The organism is Candidatus Binataceae bacterium (genome assembly GCA_035294265.1).
Lineage (GTDB): Bacteria > Desulfobacterota > Binatia > Binatales > Binataceae > DATGLK01.
On record DATGLK010000035.1, the window covers coordinates 1 to 19081 of the forward strand.

Below are 19081 nucleotides of genomic sequence, written 5' to 3' on the forward strand. Positions count from 1 at the left end.
CGCTTATATAGGTAGGGCACGGCGTCCAGGCGCAATCCATCAACCCCCAGCCCTAGCCAGAAATCAACAATCCGCAGCATCTCGCGGCGTACCGCTGGGTTGTCATAATTAAGGTCAGGCTGATGAGAATAAAAACGGTGGAAATAGTACGCCTTTGCCGCATGATCCCAGGACCAGTTGGATGGCTCGAAATCCTGAAAGATTATCCGGGCGTCCTTATAACGTTCAGGATCGTCGCTCCAGATGTAATAATTGCGGAAATTGCTGCCAGGCGGTGAATTACGCGCCCGCTGAAACCATTCGTGTTGACTGGAAGTGTGATTCAAGACCAGCTCAATTACGACATGCAGGTTGCGCGCGTGCGCTTCACGCAGAAATTTGCGAAAATCGGCCAGCGTGCCGTAGTCGGGATGGACATTGGTATAATCGGAAATGTCGTAACCGTCGTCGCGCAACGGAGAGGGGAAAAAAGGCAATAGCCAGAGCGTCGTAACCCCCAGTTTGTAAAGGTAGTCAAGCTTCGCGGTGAGCCCCGCGAAATCGCCGATCCCGTCGCCATTGCTGTCGTAAAAGGAGCGCACCCTCAATTCATAGAAGATGGCGTCCTTGTACCAGAGTGGATCGGAAGGTGAGTAGCCTCCGTTGCGTTTCATAAACGGCCGTCAACCCGTAAAATGTGCGCCGGCTCGATGACCGGGTCCAAGCGAACGTAGTTGCGGTCGCCCCATTCATAGACCGCACCAGTGAGCAAATCGGTCACCCGATAGCGTTGTCCAGGGGCCACGCCCACCACCTCTGGGGGCACGAAAGCGGTGCAATAATGAGCCTGGAAAGGATCGAGGTTGACAGCAACGAGGATAACGTTGCCCAAATCGGCAGTTGCTTTTGCATATAGAATTATGTCTTCACTGTCGGTGGTTAAAAAGCGCAAATTGGTAAACTCACGTAGCGCGGGGTTGGCGTTGCGAATCTGGTTGATCAGCGCTACGAACTCCTTGATATTTCCCTTCCGATTCCAATCACGAATTTTTATCTGGTATTTTTCCGAAGCCAAATACTCCTCTGTTCCCGGTTCTGCTTCATTTTCGCACAGCTCGAAACCGCTGTAGATACCATAGGCGGGGGAAAGGGTTGCCGCGAGTATGAGGCGCATCTTGAAAGCCGGCGCACCGCCCGTCTGAAGAATCGGACTTAGAATATCGGGAGTGTTCGCGAAAAAATTGGGGCGGAAAAAATCGCTTACCGCGGGCTGCGTTAGTTCGCTCAAATAGTTGGTCAACTCAACCTTGGTATTTCGCCAGGTGAAATACGAGTAGGATTGAGTGAAACCGGCCTTTGCCAGTGCCATCATCATTTTTGGCCGAGTGAATGCTTCGGCTAAGAATATGACGTCAGGGCGAACAGTCTGGACCTCTGCGATGAGCCAGGACCAAAACGCAACCGGTTTGGTGTGCGGGTTATCGACCCGGAAAATGCGAACCCCGTGAGCAATCCAATAGCGGACAATGTTGAGCAGTTCCTGCCGCAGCGCTTCATAATCCGACGTGTCAAAATCGATCGGATAAATGTCCTGGTATTCCTTGGGTGGATTTTCGGCATACTTGATTGAACCGTCGGGCCGATGCTGGAACCATTGCGGGTGTTGTTTGACCCACGGATGGTCGGGCGAGCATTGAATGGCAAAATCCAGCGCGACCTCCATGCCTAGACGGTTGGCGGCGGCCACGAAACGGTCGAAATCTTCGATCGTGCCCAGCGCCGGGTCAATGCTTGTGTGACCGCCCGATTGATTGCCGATCGCCCACGGGCTGCCCGGATCGCCGTCCCGGGCGTGCAGGCTATTGCCCGCCCCCTTGCGGTTGGTCTCGCCGATGGGGTGGATCGGGGTTAGGTAAACTACGTCAAAGCCCATGTCGCGAATCGCCGGCAAGCGCTGCTCGGCTTGGGCAAAGGTTCCGGAATGACCGGGCTGATCGCCCTGAGAGCGCACGAAGATTTCGTACCAAGCGCTAAAGCGCGCTTGTTCTCTATCGACAATCACACGAACCGCCGGCTCATATCGGGTCTTGTCGGGGCGTACAAGTGCGCGACCCATGGCCTGTGTCAGCTCAGGCTGCGTGACGATCGCAAGCGCCGCGGTCGCGTCGTTCAAAGGCGTGAGCTGAGCGATTGCGCGCAAGATCAGTTCAGCGTCTTCAGCTTGGGCGTAGCCATTGCTGTCGCGCAATAACGCGATCCCCTCCAGCAAATCGCCCCTGACCGCTTTGCCGGCGTGGACTTTTTTGATGAAATCACTCAGCCAGGAACCAAACCGGTCAGTCCAGGCTTCGATGGTAAAAATGTGAGGGACGTTGTCGAGAGGAACAAACTGGCCGCGCCAGCGGTCGTTGGCCAGCGCCTGCATTGGTACTTCATTGAACCCTTCAGCGTCGGCGCGTCGCCATAGCAGCGACGCTTTGAGGAGTTGGTGGCCATCGCGAAAGACGTCCGCTTCAACTATGCAGGCCTCGCCCACTACCCGTTTGATTGGATAACGGCCGCATTCGCCGCAAGGCGTTACCCCTTCAATGATAATGTGACCGACCATCTTCGAAGACTTCCCTTCAGCACCACAGTATAGCAGCGCCTTGCTTTGCCTGTCGGCACTTTTACGACCGACCGACGGCAAACAGGCAGCGCCATGCAATAAAGGCTAAAAGAAAACCTGGCTCAATCAAAGGCGGTCCGCGCTATTAGCGGTACAGTTACCGCGCGCGACGCCCTAAGCGATTTAGCGAGCGGGCGCGCGCTGTGACTGACGCAGACGGGGCATCACCTGAGCTGCAAAAGCCTCCTGCGAAGCGCGCGCCAAGTCGGCGTTCATCGCGCCCAAGTTCATCCAAGCTAGGAAATTATCAGCTCCGGTACGCTGCAGCTGGGTGGCGATGCTGCGGGCCACGGTATCGGCCCCGCCGACCACGATGATCCCGGCCTCGATAAGATCCTCAAAGCTCAAGTTTCGCTTTAGGAATGCGCGATAAAATTCGCTGTAAAATTTGGTCCCGGCCGGCCATTGCCTGATCTCACCCTTGATCCCAGGCGGGGAAAAATAGCGGAACATGTCATTGATCGGGCCTTCGCTGTCGGCGCGCGCCTGCGCGTCGGTGGCTCCAACGAACACCGGGCGAGTGACGAGAATTCGCTGGGGCCCGGCAGTGCGGCCGCGTCGCTCCATCAACTGGCGATAGAGGTCGAGCTGGCGGCAAATCGCTTCGGTCGGCACCAGGGTAAATCCCACTGAAAAATTCTTGTCCGCCGCCCAGCGAATCGTTTCGTCGCTGTAGGCGGCAGCCCACACCGGCGGGTGAGGTTGCTGCAGCGGTTTGGGTGAGACTCGCACCGGGCCCAACTGGCGGAACTGGCCGTTGAACTGGACTACATCCTGGGTCCAGGCTTGAAGCACCAGTTCCATTCCCTCCATCACTCGCGCACGTCCCTCTTCCCAGGCCAAATGGTGGCCCTCGTATTCGCGAATGCTGACCCCTCGCCCCACCCCGACATCCAGCCGTCCGCCACTGAGCAGATCCAGCATCGCGCTCTCGACCGCGACCCTGAGGGGATCGTGAAAAGACAGCACGTTGACCATGACGCCGAGGCGTATGCGCCTGGTGCGCTGTGCAAGGGCGCCAAGCAGGACGTTGGGCGAGGGAGTCAAGACTGAGTTGAAGTGATGCTCAGCAATATAGACGCCGTCAAAGCCGAGCTGCTCGGCTCGTTCCCATTCATCCAGGCGCTGAGCATAGACCGCGGCGGCAGCCTGAGGGTCAAAGGTCGAATTCGCCTTCCATTGTAAGGTATCGAACAGTGCGATGCGCATGCGGCTCCGAAACGGTGGCGCAATTGGTACGCCGACTAATAGATGACCCGGCTTTCGTGTGCGAAAGCCTCCAGAAATTGATGGAGCTCGGCGGCGGGCGAAAGCGCGCCCAGCGCGCGAACCCGATAGATCTCGCCGTGGCTGGCGGCGTACGGTTCGATTCCTTGAGTCAGGTCGCGCGCCATCTTGAGCAGAATTCGGCGCGCGGTTATCGCCGGCACATCGGAGTACACTAGATGCTCGCGGCTACGATCGACCGCGCCGGAGGCGGCGGCGCTGCCCGGCATGTTCTCCTGCAGAGCTCGATCCTGTTCATTGATGCCGTATATGCCGGTATAATTAATCCGCTTCTGCATCGCCCGGTCAATGAGGTAGTCATTGCCCTTGTTTGCTAGCGGCAGATACGTATCGATTACATAGCCGTCGGGAAGCTGGTAAGCGCCACGATGGATGCGCGGGGGAAAAGCATTGCCGTTTTCGAGGTAGGCGATTTCCTCGGCGGTAAATGGACGATCGGCCCGGTAGTTATAGCCGAAAGCCATCACATGATTGTCGTCCACCGGAACCCAGGCGCGCCCACCACGCGGAAACTCTTGGCTGGCGATGAGGCTGTACATCGGCACCAGCCAATGAGTAATCCGCCAGTAGAAGTCGCCTGAGACACGGTTGCGCCGCGCGCCGTAGCGATAGCCGTACGCAGTTTCCTCCAGAGTCATGACCGGCGAGCCGTCTGCCCCTGCGAGGACCACCGGCGCAAAGGGGCTGGTCTCCTCTTCGCGGACCATCTGACGATGAAGAAAGCTGATATGGGAGCTATCGATTTCTCCCTCCATGCCCTGCGCCCAGTTGCTGCGCTGCAACCAGCGCGAGACATGTGTATGCCCGCTGGGCGCCAAGACCCATTCGAACTCGGGCAGTTGCGGCATCTGCTTGCTGCCTCCCATGTATACCCAAATCACGCCACCGGCTTCCCGGGTGGGATAGGCTTTTAGCCCAACCTTGCGCTTGAGGCTGTCGGCGTCCTTGAGGTCGGGGACGTTGGGCACGTCCACGCAATTGCCGTCCACGTCGAACTTCCATCCGTGGTAAACGCAGCGCAGTCCGCAATCTTCATTGCGCCCAAAAAACAGCGGTGCCAGCTTGTGCGAGCAATAAGCCTCGACGATTCCTACCCGCCCCTGACTGTCGCGAAAGCCGATCAGGTCCTCGCTCAGGATTCGCAGCCGCACGGGCGCACCGTCCCTTGCCACCTCGGTTCCCAGCGCCGCCGGTAGCCAGAAGCGACGGAACAGTTCACCCATTGGGGTGCCAGGTCCGGTTTGCGTCAGCAGTCGGTTGTCTTCGTGCGACAGCATCAGAGTGTCTCTCTTCCCCAGGTAGCTTTCTTGGCCGCCAAGCTGCCAGCTGGAGCCCTTCAAACCCGATTCATAACGCGAGGATGGTCTCAATTACAAACCCCCGCCGCCGCAGAGCTGTTGTTCTTCGAAGTCGCGGAATGGCACCGGCAGGGTCGGCAAGCTGAGCGCGACGGTAAATTGCCCGATCGCAAGCCGTGTCAGGCCAGCGCGCCAGCCGCCTTGTCAGTACTCGCCCTCGACGTAACCGGCCACAGCTTCGTAATTCTCGAAGCGGGTGAACTGGTTGAGATAGGTAAGAATCGCGGTATCGGTGGGACCGTTGCGTTGCTTGGCGATGATGATTTCGGCGGTGCCCGCCGCCTTAGAGTCCTTGTGATACATCTCGTCGCGATAAACGAAGGCGATCACGTCGGCGTCCTGCTCGATCGCGCCCGATTCCCGCAGGTCGGCTAGCAACGGACGGCGGTCGGGGCGAGTTTCGACCTGGCGGTTGAGCTGCGAGAGCGCGATAACCGGCACGTTCAGCTCCTTGGCCAGGCTTTTGAGCGAGCGCGAGATTTCGGAGATTTCCTTCTCTCGCGATTCGCCCGGCCGCGAAGATCGCATCAGTTGCAGATAATCCACGATGATAAGGCCCAGGTTGTTGCTGCGCTCGCGCGCCAGCCGGCGGCATTTGGCTTTAAGCACAATGGGGCTGGTGTCCGAGCTATCGTCGATAAAAATTGGTGCCTCTGACAGTCGCGCCGCGGCCTGCGCTAGCTTTGGGAAGTCGTCACCTTTGAGAAATCCGGCGCGGGCCCGGCTGCTGTCCACGCGCGCCTCCGAACAGAGCATACGCAACACGAGCTGCTCCTTGGACATCTCCAGGGAGAAAAACGCCACCCCAACTTTGGGTTCGGCTTGCATCGCCGCATAGGCGGCGATATTCAGCGCCAACGCGGTCTTGCCCATGCTGGGACGGGCCGCGATAATGATTAAATCGGCCGGCTGGAGGCCGGCGGTAATGCGATCGAGGTCGGTGAAGCCGGTGGGCACGCCGGTGACCAACTCGCGCCGCTCGTACAATCGCTCGATCAGCTTGAGCGACTCACGCGTCAACTCCGCCATCGAATGGAAGGAGGGGCGAATCCGGCGCTCGGAAATTTCAAAAATCTTGTGCTCGGCTTCGTCCAGGAACTCGTCGGCATCGGCACGTGCTTCGTAGGCCGAGCCGGCGATCTCGGTGGCGACTGAGGCCAAGGAGCGCAGCACCGCCTTCTCGCGCACGATACGGGCATAATGGGTAGCATTGGCCGCGGTTGGAACGCGCAGCGCCAGCTCGGCAATCACGCTTGGGCCGCCCACCTCTTCCAACGCCCCTAGCCGGCGCAAGGCGTCTGTCAGCGTAATCGCATCGACCGGCTGGTTGTGATCGGCCAGATCGACCATCGCCCGATAGATCCGACGATGGGCGTCGCGATAAAAGTCCTCGGGGCTGAGGATTTCGACCACGCTGTTAAGCGCGTCGTTGTCGAGCAAGACCGCGCCAAGAACCGATTCTTCGGCTTCCAGATTTTGCGGAGGAACTCGCCGCAGAAGATCGCTGCCCGCCGCTGCCGCCACCAACCCACCACCTCGGTGCCTAAGATCGCACCCGCAATTAGATTATAGCGCCGTAAAATACTTGGCAGCTAGTCGTTCGGCAAGCTGCAAGCGATCGGAAATCGATACACTCCTCAACAGCTTGATCGGGTTGTTAACACCTCAAACTGCCACCGCCCGCCGCGCAACCGGCTTGTGATAGGCTAGCAGAGGCGCGCTTGCGACCCCAATCAGAAAGCCGCCTACATGAACCCACCAGGCGACTCCCGCGGCAGCTCCGTGTCCGCTATATAAGCCGGCGATAAGCTGGATAGCGAACCACAGCATCAGGTAAAGCAAGGCCGGCAGTTGGATAAATTCAATCAAAATAAATATTGGCAGCACAGTTTTGACCCGTGCCTTGGGAAAAAGCACCAGGTATGCGCCCAACACTGCGGCGATGGCCCCGCTGGCCCCCACCATCGGCGTGGGCGAGGCCGGATCGATCGCGACCAAGGCCAGTCCCGCGACCATCCCAGCTATCAGATAAAACGCCACATAGCGCCGAGGGCCAAATCTGGCCTCGACGGCTGGGCCGAAAATAAACAGGTAAAGCATGTTACCGGCCAGGTGCAAGATACCGCCATGCACAAACATCGAAGTGAGCAAGGTCAGCAGTGCCCAGCCTTCGCCTTTGCTCAGGGCGGTTAGTCGCGCTGGCACCAAGCCATACGTCGCGATCATGGCGGGCGCTTGGGACCCGAGGCTCAGCTGGTAGGCAAACACAGCGACGTTGACCATAACCAGCAGAAAGGTGACCGTTAAAAACCGCGGGAAGCCTAAATCGTCGTGCAAGGGAATCATCGTGCTGCATTCCACTATACCGAGCCTTCACCCACGTAGGCATACCGGCCAGTCCGGTTGAACAGATGAAACGCTTCAGCCTCGGTCACTGGCCACCCCGCTCTTAGCCAGGCGACTGGTCTGTCCTTAAGGCGCAGAGGATCCCGCTGGCGAGGCGGGGGCGGCGCCTTGGCGGCGAGTGCGTGAACCCTGTAAACTCTGGCAGCGGAAGCGGCGGCGCTCTGGAAGGAGATTAATTACGATGGCGACCCTGGGTTTTACCGGCGCGGATTTCAGAGTTTTTGAAATCGAGGGTTTCAGCCAGCGCATGGCCCAGATTTACGCCTTGGTGCGGCCCAAACTGCTGCGCCTGGGCGATGAGCTGGCCCCGGCCCTGGCGCGGCGGCTGCATCTAGAGTTTTTCCCTCATGTTGCCAAGCACGCCCGCCGCACCGTCAATCCACCGCCTGAAACCTGGTGCGCCTTTGGCCCCTCGCCCAAGGGCTACAAACGCTATCCCTACCTTGGCTTGTGCATTTCGGGCGCCGGTCTGCATGCCCGGGTAGTGGTCAAGCCCGAGGCCGACCATCGTCCGGAGATGGCCGCCGTGCTCAAACGCAAAGGTGGCGAATTGAGCCAAGGCCTGCGCAACACGCCATTGGCGCGCTACGATAATTGGGATTTCCACACCCTTCCGGCGCCGATCCAGGATATGGACGAGCTATGGGCAAGCTTGACGCAGGCGCTCAACAAGAAGACGGGTGGGATCGATATTGGTTTCGGCTGGTCCGCCAAAGATTCGCTGCGGCTGGAGCGCGATGAAATGTGCGAAGCGTTTGCCGAATTGGCACCTCTTTATAGGCTCTGCCGTTCGGCGACCTGACCGCTCTATCGCCGGTTGGGAAAGCGCTCGATGAGCGGTGGGAGCATCGTGATTCTTGGCGCTGGCGCCTGGGGTACGGCTCTGGCCGTTACACTCAGCCGGGCCGGCCGAGAAGTCACCCTCTGTCCCCATCGTGCGGAGCAAGCCGCCGCGTTGGAACGAGAGCGTGAGAATCGAGGCTACCTGCCCGGGATCGAACTGCCACCAAACCTGCGAATTAACCCTCGATGGGAACCGGAGGTGGCCGTCGCCAAGCTCATAATCGTGGCCATCCCCTCGCAGTTCGTGCGCGCCTGCCTGACTCCGTTGGGCGCGCTCTTCGCTCCTGATGCAATCGTGGTCAGTGCTACCAAGGGGCTCGAAGAGCATACGCTCGGCACGATGACACAGACGTTGGCGGAAATACTTCCTTCCAGCGCCGCCGTCGCCGCGCTGTCGGGACCGGGCTTTGCGGTTGAAATTGCACGCGGCAAGCCGGCCGCATTGGTGGCCGCGGCGCGCGATCCCGCCTGCGTGCGCATGGTACAGAGGCTGCTTGCGCAGCCGCTTTTACGCATCTACCGTAGCTCGGATGTGATCGGCGTGGAGTTGGGCGGCGCCCTCAAAAATGTGATCGCGATCGCGGCCGGCATCGGCGACGGTCTGGCCCTTGGCCTAAGCGCGCGCGCGGCCGTGATTACCCGCGGCCTGGCGGAAATGATCCGCCTGGGCAATGCGCTGGGCGCCCGCACCGAAACCTTAGCCGGCCTGTCAGGCCTTGGGGACCTGGTGCTAACCTGCACCAGCGAGCTGTCGCGCAATCATGCATGGGGCCTGGCTATCGGCGCCGGCCGCCTTCCGCGGCTGGCCCCGGGACAGGTGGCCGAAGGGGTGGTCAACACCCGATTGCTGGCGGAACTGGGCGCGCGAGCTGGGGTCGAACTGCCCCTGGTCGAGGCGGTTGGCCGGTGCCTCTATGAAGAGCAGCCGCCACGGACTATCGTTGAGAATTTGTTGAGCCGCGAACTTAAAGCGGAATTTTAGTCAAGGAATGGCGCATGGCCGACGAAGCAACCTGCAAAGCAAGCGATTGTTCTCATCAGGTAATAGCCAAAGGCTATTGCCGTAAGCATTACCGGCTGTGGAAGCGAGGCGAAATGCCCAAGGCGCGCTATCGCACCTGTACTGAAGAGAAATGCCGCAAACCACGCTTCAAGGGAAGCCTATGCGAAGAGCACTATAAGCTCGCCCACGGCAAGAAGGCCGCCTAGCGGGCTATGCGATACCTTTGCGCGGCTTGCACTTTTTCTCTTATCTGCCTGAACATAGCCGTCTGCCTGGATCGCCCCCTGGCCCCCTTCCCCACGAGGTGCCGTGGGGAAAAGCTGGAGTGGGAGTAACGTGCCGGCTCAGTCATCGCGCAGGATCCCGCCCTCGCCAGCGGCCTCGACGTACTCGATACTCACACGTCGGCGGGCCTCGCACCCATGAGAATCTCCCGCTGCTCAGAGGGAAATCAGCAATCAGCTCACGCCGTGAGGTCTTGATGACTAAGCTCATTATCACTGGAGCCGCTGGGCGAATGGGGCGCACGCTGATCTCGCTGCTAGCGCGGGAGCCTGAGCTGACGCTGATCGGTGCGGTGGAAGCGGCGGGCTCCGCGGCTTTGGGGCTGGATGCCGGTACGTTGGCGGGGGTTGAGCCCATGGGGGTGCCAATCGGCGCGGATTACGCCACGCTGGCCGCGCCCGATACCGTTACCCTGGATTTCACTAACGCTAGCGCTGCCCTAAGCCATCTGGAAATCGCCGCCGCGCGCGGTGCCGCGATCGCGATTGGCAGCACCGGCTTCGCTCCCGATATGATGGCACGTGCGCGGACGCTGGCGTCGCGTACCCGGACCCTGATCGCACCCAACATGAGTTTGGGCGTCAACGTACTCAGCCGTCTGGTCAGCGAAGTGGCCGCGATGCTGCCCGAGTTTGACGCGGAGGTGCTCGAGCTGCATCACCGCACCAAGCTCGACGCACCCAGCGGCACAGCCTTGGCTTTAGGGCGCGCTATCGCCGCTGCGCGCGGTCAAGATTTTGAAGCCAACAAGCTGCACGGTCGTCAGGGAATCATCGGTCCGCGTCCTGAAGGTCAGATCGGAGTGATGGCGCTGCGTGGAGGCGATGCCGTGGGCGATCATACGGTACTTTTTTGCGGCGGTGGCGAGCGGCTTGAGCTGATCCATCGAACCCAAAGTCGCGAAGCACTGGCCCGTGGCGCCCTGCGCGCCGCTCGCTGGCTGGCCGCTCAGCCCAACGGACTTTACTCGATGGCCGACGTGCTCGGACTGTAGCTGGCCACCCCATCAACTACGGTCTGGTCAGAAAAATACCAACCTGAAGATCACCGAGTACGCCCAACACTCAGCGGACTCGCGATAGGTGAGACACCGGAGGTAAAGTAGCTACTCCCACCGGGGGTTCGTCACGGTCTTCCCAGCTCGCCCAGCGATAGAAGATCAGACTTGCCACGCAGATCTCGTAAAAGCCCGCACCCACCCACATCATCAGGCCGCCGGCCACCTGGTCAGCAAGCGGAGAGATGCCGAAGGGATGAGGTCCCTCTAGATACCACTTATAAACTACCGTTTGCGATAGCGAAATCGGCGCAGCCACCGCAGCCATCGGAATCAGCATCGCAAACAGGTACAGCATCTGGGCCGGGTAGCTTAGTCGCGGCAGCTCGGGCAAGGGGCTAAGCAGCGGCCACCACATGATGACGCCAGCGGCCATCAGAATGATATGCGCCGTGATATGGAAATTCTCGTTGCGGCACATCAGGTCATAGACTCGTGGTGCGTGCAGCAAAGCAAGGGACAAATTGTAGATAAAAAAAGCGATGATTGGGTTCGTCACCATGCGCGCCACGGGGCGAATTCCGCGCGCCAGCATGATCGGACGCAGCATCCAGTCGCTCACGCCCAACAGCAGCAGCGGTGGCATCACCAGGCACAGGAGCAAATGTTGCAACATGTGCGCGGCAAACAGTCGGCTGTCTTCGAGCTCGTCGATTGGGCCGCACAAGGCAACCAGCATCACCATCAGGCCAGCGCCAAAAGAAAGCGCATGTAGCGTCCGGATTTTACGCCCGCTGTAATGAGCCGAGCCGGCGTAGAGGCCGGCAAGAATCAAAACTCCGATAATGACGCTGGGATGCAGGTCTTCCATCGCATCCTTGACGCCTGCGGTTTTCATCGGCCGCAGGCGATGGTCTTAGAACCCCGAAAAATAACGCATCATCAGGCCGAGAAGCACCAAAATCACGAACGCAGCCAGAAACAGGAACGGCACAAAAACGCCGCTGAAAACCCAATTGTCGTAGTGCAGATGCATGTAGAATAAAGCCACCAGCGCGAACTTGGCACCCGATAGTACCAACAGCATTGGCACCAGCACCGGGAGCAGAGCTGGGATGTACGAGATCCACACCTCGGCAGCAGTCAACGCAGTGAGGATCAGCGCCACCAGCAGGTAGGTGGCAGTGCGAGATTCGTGAATTTCGTGTTCCAGGTGACCTACAGCGCTGCCGCTCATGCCTTGGTAACCGCCCTCATCAGGTAGATTAACGAGAATATCACAATCCAGACAACGTCGACAAAGTGCCAGTAGAGAGCCGCCTCTTCCACTGCCATGTCGCGCCGGCGTTCGTCGAACCATCCGAAATAAGAAGCGCCGACCAAGCAGGATAGGATAATCACCCCGATCAGTACGTGCAGCCCGTGAAATCCAACCAGGGTGTAGAAGGTTTCGCCGAACAGATTGGTGGAAATACTGAGTCCCCGCATGTAAAAATCATGGAACTCGAAAACTTGACCACCCAAAAAGACCAGCCCCAGGAGGATGGTCGCCAACAGCCAGCGCCGGCCCCATCGGTCGGATTTGATCCGAAAGGAATCCTGCGCCAGGACCATCGTCAAGCTGCTCATCAGCAGGACGAAAGTGGTGGTGCTGGTAAGCGGAATATTGAGAATAGTTTCGGCGGTCGGTCCGACTAGGTCGCGCCCCTTGTACACCATGTAAGTGGCGATCAGCGAGGCAAAGAAGATGGACTCGGAGCCGATGAACGACCAGATCCCCACCTTGCGGTTGTCCAGACCAGTGCTTTCGCCAATCGCGCTGTGGACCTCGGCACCGGCCGCCGGATACTCGAATGCCATAGCAATCACGGTGAACACGGTCAGAAATACGCCGGTTAGCGCGATTCGCAGCCATAACAAATATCCGGCGATCGCCATGGTCATCCCCAGGGCGATCAGTAGCGGGTAGATCGACGGCGATGGCAAATGGATCTCCGTGGCTGGTTCGGCCTCCAGTGCCGCTACGCCGACGTCAGATGCGGAGGCGCCTCCGGAAATACGCCCATGGGTAGTGGCTCCCGTCCCATACTTGTCGAGCCAGAAGACATCCCGCCCATGGACGATCGGAATGCGTTCGAAGTTGTACTCCGGTGGGGGCGAGGGAATTGCCCATTCCAGCGTCCGCCCATCCCACGGATCCGCGCTGGCCCTTTCACCATCGCGCAGACTCATCGCCATGTTAATCAGCAACAGCAGGATGGCGAAGGCGATGATAAAGGCGCCCACGGTGGATAGCATGTTGAGACGGTTCCAACCCATATAGGGCAGATAGGTGTAATTACGCCGCGGCATGCCCCACGCGCCCAGCAGGTGCATCGGAAAGAAGGTGACGTTGAAGCCGATCACGGTTAGCCAAAACTGCCACTTGCCCAGCTTCTCGCTCATCATCCGGCCGGTGACCTTTGGCCACCAATAGTACAGGCCGCCGAGCAAGGCGAAGAGCGAGCCGCCGAAAAGCACGTAGTGGAAGTGGGCTACTACGAAGTAGGAATCGGTTTGCTGCAAGTCGATCGCCGGCTGGGCGTGCATGATGCCGCTTAGCCCACCCATCGTGAACTGGATGATGAAAGCCAGCGCATAAAGCATGGGGACTTTGAGGTTAAGTTCGCCGCCCCACATAGTCGCGATCCAGGAAAATATCTTGATGCCAGTGGGAATCGCGATCAGCATCGAGCTGAGCGCGAAGGCGGCATCGGCGGTCGGTCCCATCCCAACTGCGAACATGTGATGGGCCCACACGCCGTAGGACAAGAATCCGATCAGCACGGTGGAGTACGCCATCACCGGGTAGCCGAACAAAGGCTTGCGCGAGAAGACCGAAACAATCTCCGACATGATCCCGAAGGCGGGCAAGACCATGATGTAAACTTCGGGATGGCCGAAGAGCCAGAACAGATGCTGCCACAAAAGAGGCGTGGCGCCGGCCACCACGTCATAGAAATGGGCGCCGAAGAAGCGGTCCATCACCAGAAAGATCAGCCCTACAGTCAAAGGCGGAAAGGCGACCAAGATCAGGATAAACATAATGAGGACCGACCACGTGAACAGTGGCAGCCGCATAAACGTCATCCCGGGCGCGCGCATGTTGATGATGGTGACGAAGAAATTAAGCCCCGACAGAATGCTGCCCACGCCGGAAATCAAAAGGCCAAGCGACCAGAAATCGACGTTAAGTCCTGGCGAATAGTAGCGCTCGGTCAGGTTAGCATAACCAAACCAGCCTGCGTCGGGAGCGGCATTGCCCAGCCAGCCCAGATTAAGCACAATCCCGCCGCACAAAAAAATCCAAAAGCTCAGCGCGTTTATGCGGGGAAAGGCGACGTCGCGGGCGCCAATTTGCAGGGGCACGATGAAGTTGGCGAAAAAGCCCAGTCCTACCGGCATCACGACCAGAAAGATCATGGTGGTGCCGTGCATCGTAAACAGCTCGTTATAAACGTAGGCGCTGACGAAGTGCGAGTCTGGCCGCGCCAGTTGGATACGCATGAGCAGCGCTTCGATGCCCCCGAGCAGGAAAAAAAACAAAACCGTGACACCGTACAGGATCGCGATGCGTTTGTGGTCGACGGTGGTCAGCCAGCCCAGTATTCCACCGCCCTCCAGGTAGGTCTCTTCGTGGCCAATTTCTTTGGGTAAAGCCGCCATTGACTTCCTACTTAAGGCTCTCTAGGTATGCGACCAAATCCGTCAGCTCAGGGCCCCGGAGGCCCAGCGCTGGCATCTGCGCGCCCGGCTTCATAGCTTCAGGATTGGTAATCCATTTTGCCAGATTGCTTGGGGTGTTGGCGAAAGTACCGCCTGCCAGCGTGGTCCGCGTCGCGAAATGAGTCAGATCCGGAGCAATCGTGCCCGCGGAAAAGCCTTTAATCGTATGGCACGGGGTGCAAGCACTGGTGGCAAAGATGTTCTGTCCAGCCCGCACGCGGCCACCAACCGCAGGGCGCGCAGCACTGGCCATATTGGTGGCCCAGTTGTCAAATCCAACCTTCGTATCGACGAAGATGCGAAACCGCATGTTGGCATGAGAAGTGCCGCAAAACTCGGCACATTCGCCGAAATCCTCGCCGGTCTCGCTTGGAGTAAAGGTGATCTGATTGGTGTGACCGGGCACCACGTCGCGCTTGGCGCCTAACTGTGGCATCCAGAAGCTGTGGATGACGTCGGCCGAGGTTAGGATAAAGCGCACCGGGCGCCCCACCGGTAGATGAAATTCATTGGCCGTATGAATGCCATACTGGGGATAGGTTGCTTCCCACCACCATTGATGGCCAGTGATTTCAACGATGAGAGCGTTGGGCGGCGCTGTCACCTGCTGTGAGGCAAAGACCAAGCGAATGGAAGGAATCGCGATCAATAGCAGAATCAACGCGGGACCTGCCACCCAGGCGATTTCCAGCGCCAGGCTTTCAAATTCCTCCGGGGGCGGCTTTTTATCGGGTCCGGGACGGGTGGAGTACTTGACCAGAATCGCGAAAACCAGTGCGCAAACCAGGATTAGGATTGCGGTGGTCCAGACAATTACCTCCCAATACAGCCCTTGGATGGCCTTGGTCAGATCCGAATGGGCAACGAAGGTATTCGCCGGAAACTTGACGCCACAGGCGGACAACAGCGGTAACACTGCCAACATGACAGCCCAGCCAGCATGCGCCACCCGCCCGCGCAAGTCCCACCAAGCCACCAGACCTCTGCCCGCCATCATGCACCCTCCCAGGAAGCCGGACGCATCGGGGGCGAGACCCGGCGTAGACCACTGATGGCAGCCAGGCCAAACAGCCCAAAAAATCCTACTGTAATCAACACTTCAACCCATCCGAAGGGAATGTGTCGCGGCGATACCGAAGGCACCACGAGCAGATAGAGATCGATCCAGACTCCGATCAACCCCAGCACACTGACTGTGCCCAGAACAGCCGGAGTGCGCTTGCTGCGCTGCCCCATCAGAACACAAAAGGGAATCACCCACATCAGTAGCAAGGTAGCCCAGCCCAGGGCACCCCAGGGCAGGAGCTGCACCCGTGGCACGACAAAAAAGGTTTCGGAGGGAATATCGCCATACCAGATCACGATGTACTGGGAAAACAACAGGTAAACCCAGAACACCGAAAAGGCGAAGACCATCTTGCCGATGTCGTGCATCACCCCGAGGTGGGCCTCACGCTCATCGGAGCCGAGTTGCCGCTGCGTGATGATGGTCAGCAGCGCTATCGTCACCAGCGCGCTCCAGTAGGCAGTGGCAAAAATCCAGGCGCCGAACAGGGTGCTGTGCCAGCGTGGCGCCATCGACATGATCAGGTCGAAAGCCAGCATTGTGTAGACGACCGCGTACGCTCCGGCCAGCACGAGTGCCAAGCGACGTACAGCCGACGGGGGATGTTCGATATTGGCGGAATTCTCGGCCCAAGCGCGCACCTCTTCGCGCCGGGAGACGCGCACAAAGACCAAGCTCAGCAGGCACATCAGCAGAATCCCCAACCCGTCACGAGTGAAAAAGAAGGGCACGTTGAGCCAAGCCGCCTTGTCGGGGAGCGGATGGTCAACCCACACCCATAAGGCATGGCGACCGCCATACAGAACCCAGAACAGGACGAAGGCTATCGGCAGATAGCCGGCAAAGGCTTCCGCCAAGCGGTACATCGCGGCCCCGCCCCAACGCGCGTGGGTCAGGTAAAAGGAGGCCGACACCACCACGCCGCCTTGGGCGATAAACATGAAGAAAAGGAAGTTGACTAAAAACGCCTCCCAAGCCCGCTCGGAGAGGCCGTGGGTAAGCGCGACGAAGAACGTCGCCACGCCGATCAGCACCGCGACTATCAGCGCGGTCTTGGCGCCCTGGTGGTTGCCGTTCATTTCGCAGCCACCTTCCCTTGCAATGAACGCACGTAAAGTACCACTTCCCAGCGCTCCTCAGGCGACATCGCGTCGCCGTACGAAGGCATGATGTAACTGCCGTTGCGGATGGTCGCGTAGATATAGCCGTCGGTGCGCTCAGTGGGTTCGCCCGCGGTCAAATCCGCCGCCGGCTCCTTGAGCAGATGGCGCACCGTACCGTCGCCGCGCCCGTCCTCGCCATGACAGGGGCTGCAATCGTTGATCCACAGCCGCTTGCCTGCCGCCAGCACGGCGGGGGTAGGAGTGAGCGGATTTTTAAGCACTTGTGCCGCAACATCCCGAGTCATGGGCGGCTCGCCGTTGACCGCCAAAGTCCCCGGCGGCTGATTGCGCGGGGCCTCGGCCATCGGCTGGATCGCGGCACCGCGGAACATATCGATACTCCAGGGAAAGGCGTGCACCGCAGGAGACGCCACCAACAGTCCCGCCGCGCCCAGGATTAGACCCGCCGCTGCGGCTTTACGCAACCGATTCACGTACAACCTCCTCGGCGCCGGCGTTGCGGAGCAGGGTTTCGACCTTGGACCGATCGTTCTCGGTGCACGACACGGCGATGCCAAAGCGATCGCCCGCAAAACTGGGCAAGAATCCTTCCGCCGATTCCAGACGGGGAAATCGCACCAAACCAAAAAATCCGGTCAAGCCGGACAGAGCGCCGCACAGAATCATCAGCTCGAAGGCAATGATCACAAATGGCGTCAGCGACACAATGGGTTTGCCCCCCACGTAATGGGGCCAGTAAAGCGACGTCCCGATCGTCAGGGCAAAACCGCTGAGCGCGCCGATAATGCCACCGCACAGGACAATCGCTCGCACCGGACTCTTGGTATGGCCCAGCGCGGCCAAAAGCCTAGCGCAGGGAATTGGAGAAAAGACCCGCGGCTTGCGATAGCCGGCGTGGGCCAGCGCGTGCACGGCTTCGATGCATTCTTCTTCGTCGGCGAAGGCGCCGATAACCATCACCTCGCTCATGCTGCCTCCGCTGAGTCTTCCCGCAAGGCCTGGCGCAACCACCCTATCCCTTCCTTCAGTTCGGTCATCGATACGATCGGCAGGAACTTGGCAAACAGGCTGAACAGCATCAGAAACCAGGCAAAACTGCCCACAGTGATGCTGAACTCGGTGATGCTGATCTGGTATGGGCCCCATTGCGAGGGCACGAAATTTGACGACAGCGAACCGGCAATAATCACGAAGCGCTCGAACCACATCCCGATATTGACAAAGATCGAAATCACCCACACTGCTGGCATGTTGCGCCGGATGCGGTCAGAAAACAGCGGCAGCGGCGCCAAGCAGTTGCAGAAAATCATGATCCAGAAGCCGTAATTCATGTACCGCACGTGAAAGGTCATCATCTCGAAAGGATCGTGGGTGTACCACACCATGAAGGACTCGCAGGCATAGGAGTAGCTCACGATGATCGAAGTGAACAGGACTATCTTGGCCAGATTGTCCATGTGCCACAGGGTCACGACCTCTTCTAAGTGCAGCCAGCGACGCATCGGAATGAGCAGGGTCAGGACCAGCGCGCAGCCCGAGAAAATAGCCCCGGCGACGAAATAGGGCGCGAAGATGGTGCTATGCCAACCCGGCAACTGCGCCATCGCGAAGTCCCACGACACCACGCTGTGAACCGAGAGCACCAGCGGCGTGGCCAGCCCGGCGAGCAGCAAGTACAGCATCGAGTAGTGGCGCCATTGCTCGTCGGTGCCCTGCCAACCCAGCGATACGACGGAGTATAAGACGCGCCGCCAGCCCTTGGAGGCTTCGCGCGCGTTGGCTACGTCAGGAATCAAGCCCATGAATAGGAATACGATGCTGACGGTCAGGTAGGTGCTGACCGCAAACGCGTCCCACACCAAGGGCGAGCGAAAATTGGGTTGTAGCGCGCGCTGATTGGGATAGGGCAGTAGCCAATATAGAAACCAAACCCGCCCCAGATGGATCATTGGGAAGAGTCCGGCGGTCATGACCGCAAAGGCGGTCATGGTTTCGGCGCAGCGGTACACCGCGGTCCGCCAGCGGCTGCGGAACAGGTAGAGGATGGCGGAAATCAGCGTTCCGGAATGAGCAATACCAACCCAGAAGACAAAGTTGGTGATGTACACCGCCCACATGGTGGGCTGACGCAACCCGGTTACGCCCAAACCCTCGTAAATCTGCCGGGTCCAGCACAGCGCCCCCCAGACGATCAATAAAAAGAGAAAGCCAATCCACAGCCAATACTTGAACCCCGGAGTTTCCAGGGTGCGCAGTACCGCCTGGTCGATTTCGCGGTAGCTCGGCTTTGTAACAGCCAC

The 19081-nt window shown here is 59.2% G+C and carries 18 protein-coding genes; 4 read left to right on the top strand and 14 right to left on the bottom strand.

Annotated features, from left to right (window positions below):
• The 6 genes from VKV28_06265 to VKV28_06290 all read right to left on the bottom strand — a co-directional run.
• On the bottom strand, window positions 1–653 hold a 653-nt coding region (locus VKV28_06265; protein HLH76399.1), incomplete at its 3' end, for an alpha-amylase family glycosyl hydrolase.
• The gene (locus VKV28_06270) at window positions 650–2587 is read right to left on the bottom strand and encodes an alpha-1,4-glucan--maltose-1-phosphate maltosyltransferase (protein ID HLH76400.1); all 1938 of its coding nucleotides are present in this window, start codon (window positions 2585–2587) and stop codon (window positions 650–652) included. The genes VKV28_06265 and VKV28_06270, both read right to left, overlap by 4 nt.
• Before the next feature lie 183 nt (window positions 2588–2770).
• The gene (locus tag VKV28_06275) at window positions 2771–3856 is read right to left on the bottom strand and encodes an LLM class flavin-dependent oxidoreductase (protein ID HLH76401.1); all 1086 of its coding nucleotides are present in this window, start codon (window positions 3854–3856) and stop codon (window positions 2771–2773) included.
• Window positions 3857–3891: 35 nt separating this feature from the next.
• Entirely contained in the window at window positions 3892–5211 is a 1320-nt protein-coding gene (locus tag VKV28_06280; protein ID HLH76402.1) for a Rieske 2Fe-2S domain-containing protein, read from the bottom strand.
• Window positions 5212–5436: 225 nt separating this feature from the next.
• Window positions 5437–6816: a replicative DNA helicase gene (gene dnaB, locus VKV28_06285; protein ID HLH76403.1), complete on the bottom strand. Its 1380-nt coding sequence runs from the start codon at window positions 6814–6816 to the stop codon at window positions 5437–5439.
• A gap of 141 nt (window positions 6817–6957) precedes the next feature.
• Window positions 6958–7653, bottom strand: coding sequence for a rhomboid family intramembrane serine protease (locus VKV28_06290; GenBank protein ID HLH76404.1), 696 nt, complete (start codon window positions 7651–7653; stop codon window positions 6958–6960).
• Between the two features lie 226 nt (window positions 7654–7879).
• Here VKV28_06290 and VKV28_06295 point away from each other — a divergent pair, with 226 nt between their 5' ends.
• The 4 genes from VKV28_06295 to dapB all read left to right on the top strand — a co-directional run bounded on the left by VKV28_06295 (window position 7880) and on the right by dapB (window position 10823).
• Complete coding sequence (locus VKV28_06295; protein ID HLH76405.1) at window positions 7880–8500, top strand: DUF1054 family protein; 621 nt, start codon at window positions 7880–7882, stop codon at window positions 8498–8500.
• 30 nt (window positions 8501–8530) lie between these two features.
• On the top strand, window positions 8531–9523 hold the full coding sequence (locus VKV28_06300; protein HLH76406.1) for an NAD(P)H-dependent glycerol-3-phosphate dehydrogenase: 993 nt from the start codon (window positions 8531–8533) through the stop codon (window positions 9521–9523).
• Between the two features lie 14 nt (window positions 9524–9537).
• A complete protein-coding gene (locus VKV28_06305; GenBank protein HLH76407.1) occupies window positions 9538–9750 on the top strand; it encodes a hypothetical protein in 213 nt (70 codons plus the stop codon).
• Window positions 9751–10025: 275 nt separating this feature from the next.
• Window positions 10026–10823 (top strand): 4-hydroxy-tetrahydrodipicolinate reductase, encoded by a 798-nt coding sequence (dapB, locus tag VKV28_06310; protein HLH76408.1) that lies wholly within the window; start codon window positions 10026–10028, stop codon window positions 10821–10823.
• Window positions 10824–10893: 70 nt separating this feature from the next.
• Here the strand turns inward: dapB and VKV28_06315 are convergent, their stop codons facing one another.
• The 8 genes from VKV28_06315 to nrfD are packed head-to-tail and all read right to left on the bottom strand — an operon-like array spanning window position 10894 to window position 19081.
• The gene (locus tag VKV28_06315; protein HLH76409.1) at window positions 10894–11724 is read right to left on the bottom strand and encodes a cytochrome c oxidase assembly protein; all 831 of its coding nucleotides are present in this window, start codon (window positions 11722–11724) and stop codon (window positions 10894–10896) included.
• Window positions 11725–11742: 18 nt separating this feature from the next.
• Window positions 11743–12063: a cytochrome C oxidase subunit IV family protein gene (locus tag VKV28_06320; protein HLH76410.1), complete on the bottom strand. Its 321-nt coding sequence runs from the start codon at window positions 12061–12063 to the stop codon at window positions 11743–11745.
• Window positions 12060–14531 carry a cytochrome c oxidase subunit I gene (gene ctaD / locus VKV28_06325; GenBank protein HLH76411.1) on the bottom strand — a complete coding sequence of 824 codons (2472 nt, stop codon included), beginning with the start codon at window positions 14529–14531 and terminating at the stop codon, window positions 12060–12062. The genes VKV28_06320 and ctaD overlap by 4 nt, the downstream gene beginning before the upstream one ends.
• A 7-nt stretch (window positions 14532–14538) precedes the next feature.
• Window positions 14539–15588: a cytochrome c oxidase subunit II gene (gene coxB, locus VKV28_06330; protein HLH76412.1), complete on the bottom strand. Its 1050-nt coding sequence runs from the start codon at window positions 15586–15588 to the stop codon at window positions 14539–14541.
• Entirely contained in the window at window positions 15585–16736 is a 1152-nt protein-coding gene (locus tag VKV28_06335; protein HLH76413.1) for a hypothetical protein, read from the bottom strand. The genes coxB and VKV28_06335 overlap by 4 nt, the downstream gene beginning before the upstream one ends.
• Entirely contained in the window at window positions 16733–17254 is a 522-nt protein-coding gene (locus VKV28_06340; protein ID HLH76414.1) for a cytochrome c, read from the bottom strand. The genes VKV28_06335 and VKV28_06340 overlap by 4 nt, the downstream gene beginning before the upstream one ends.
• Window positions 17238–17750, bottom strand: coding sequence for a DUF3341 domain-containing protein (locus VKV28_06345; protein ID HLH76415.1), 513 nt, complete (start codon window positions 17748–17750; stop codon window positions 17238–17240). The genes VKV28_06340 and VKV28_06345 overlap by 17 nt, the downstream gene beginning before the upstream one ends.
• Entirely contained in the window at window positions 17747–19081 is a 1335-nt protein-coding gene (nrfD, locus tag VKV28_06350) for an NrfD/PsrC family molybdoenzyme membrane anchor subunit (GenBank protein HLH76416.1), read from the bottom strand. The genes VKV28_06345 and nrfD overlap by 4 nt, the downstream gene beginning before the upstream one ends.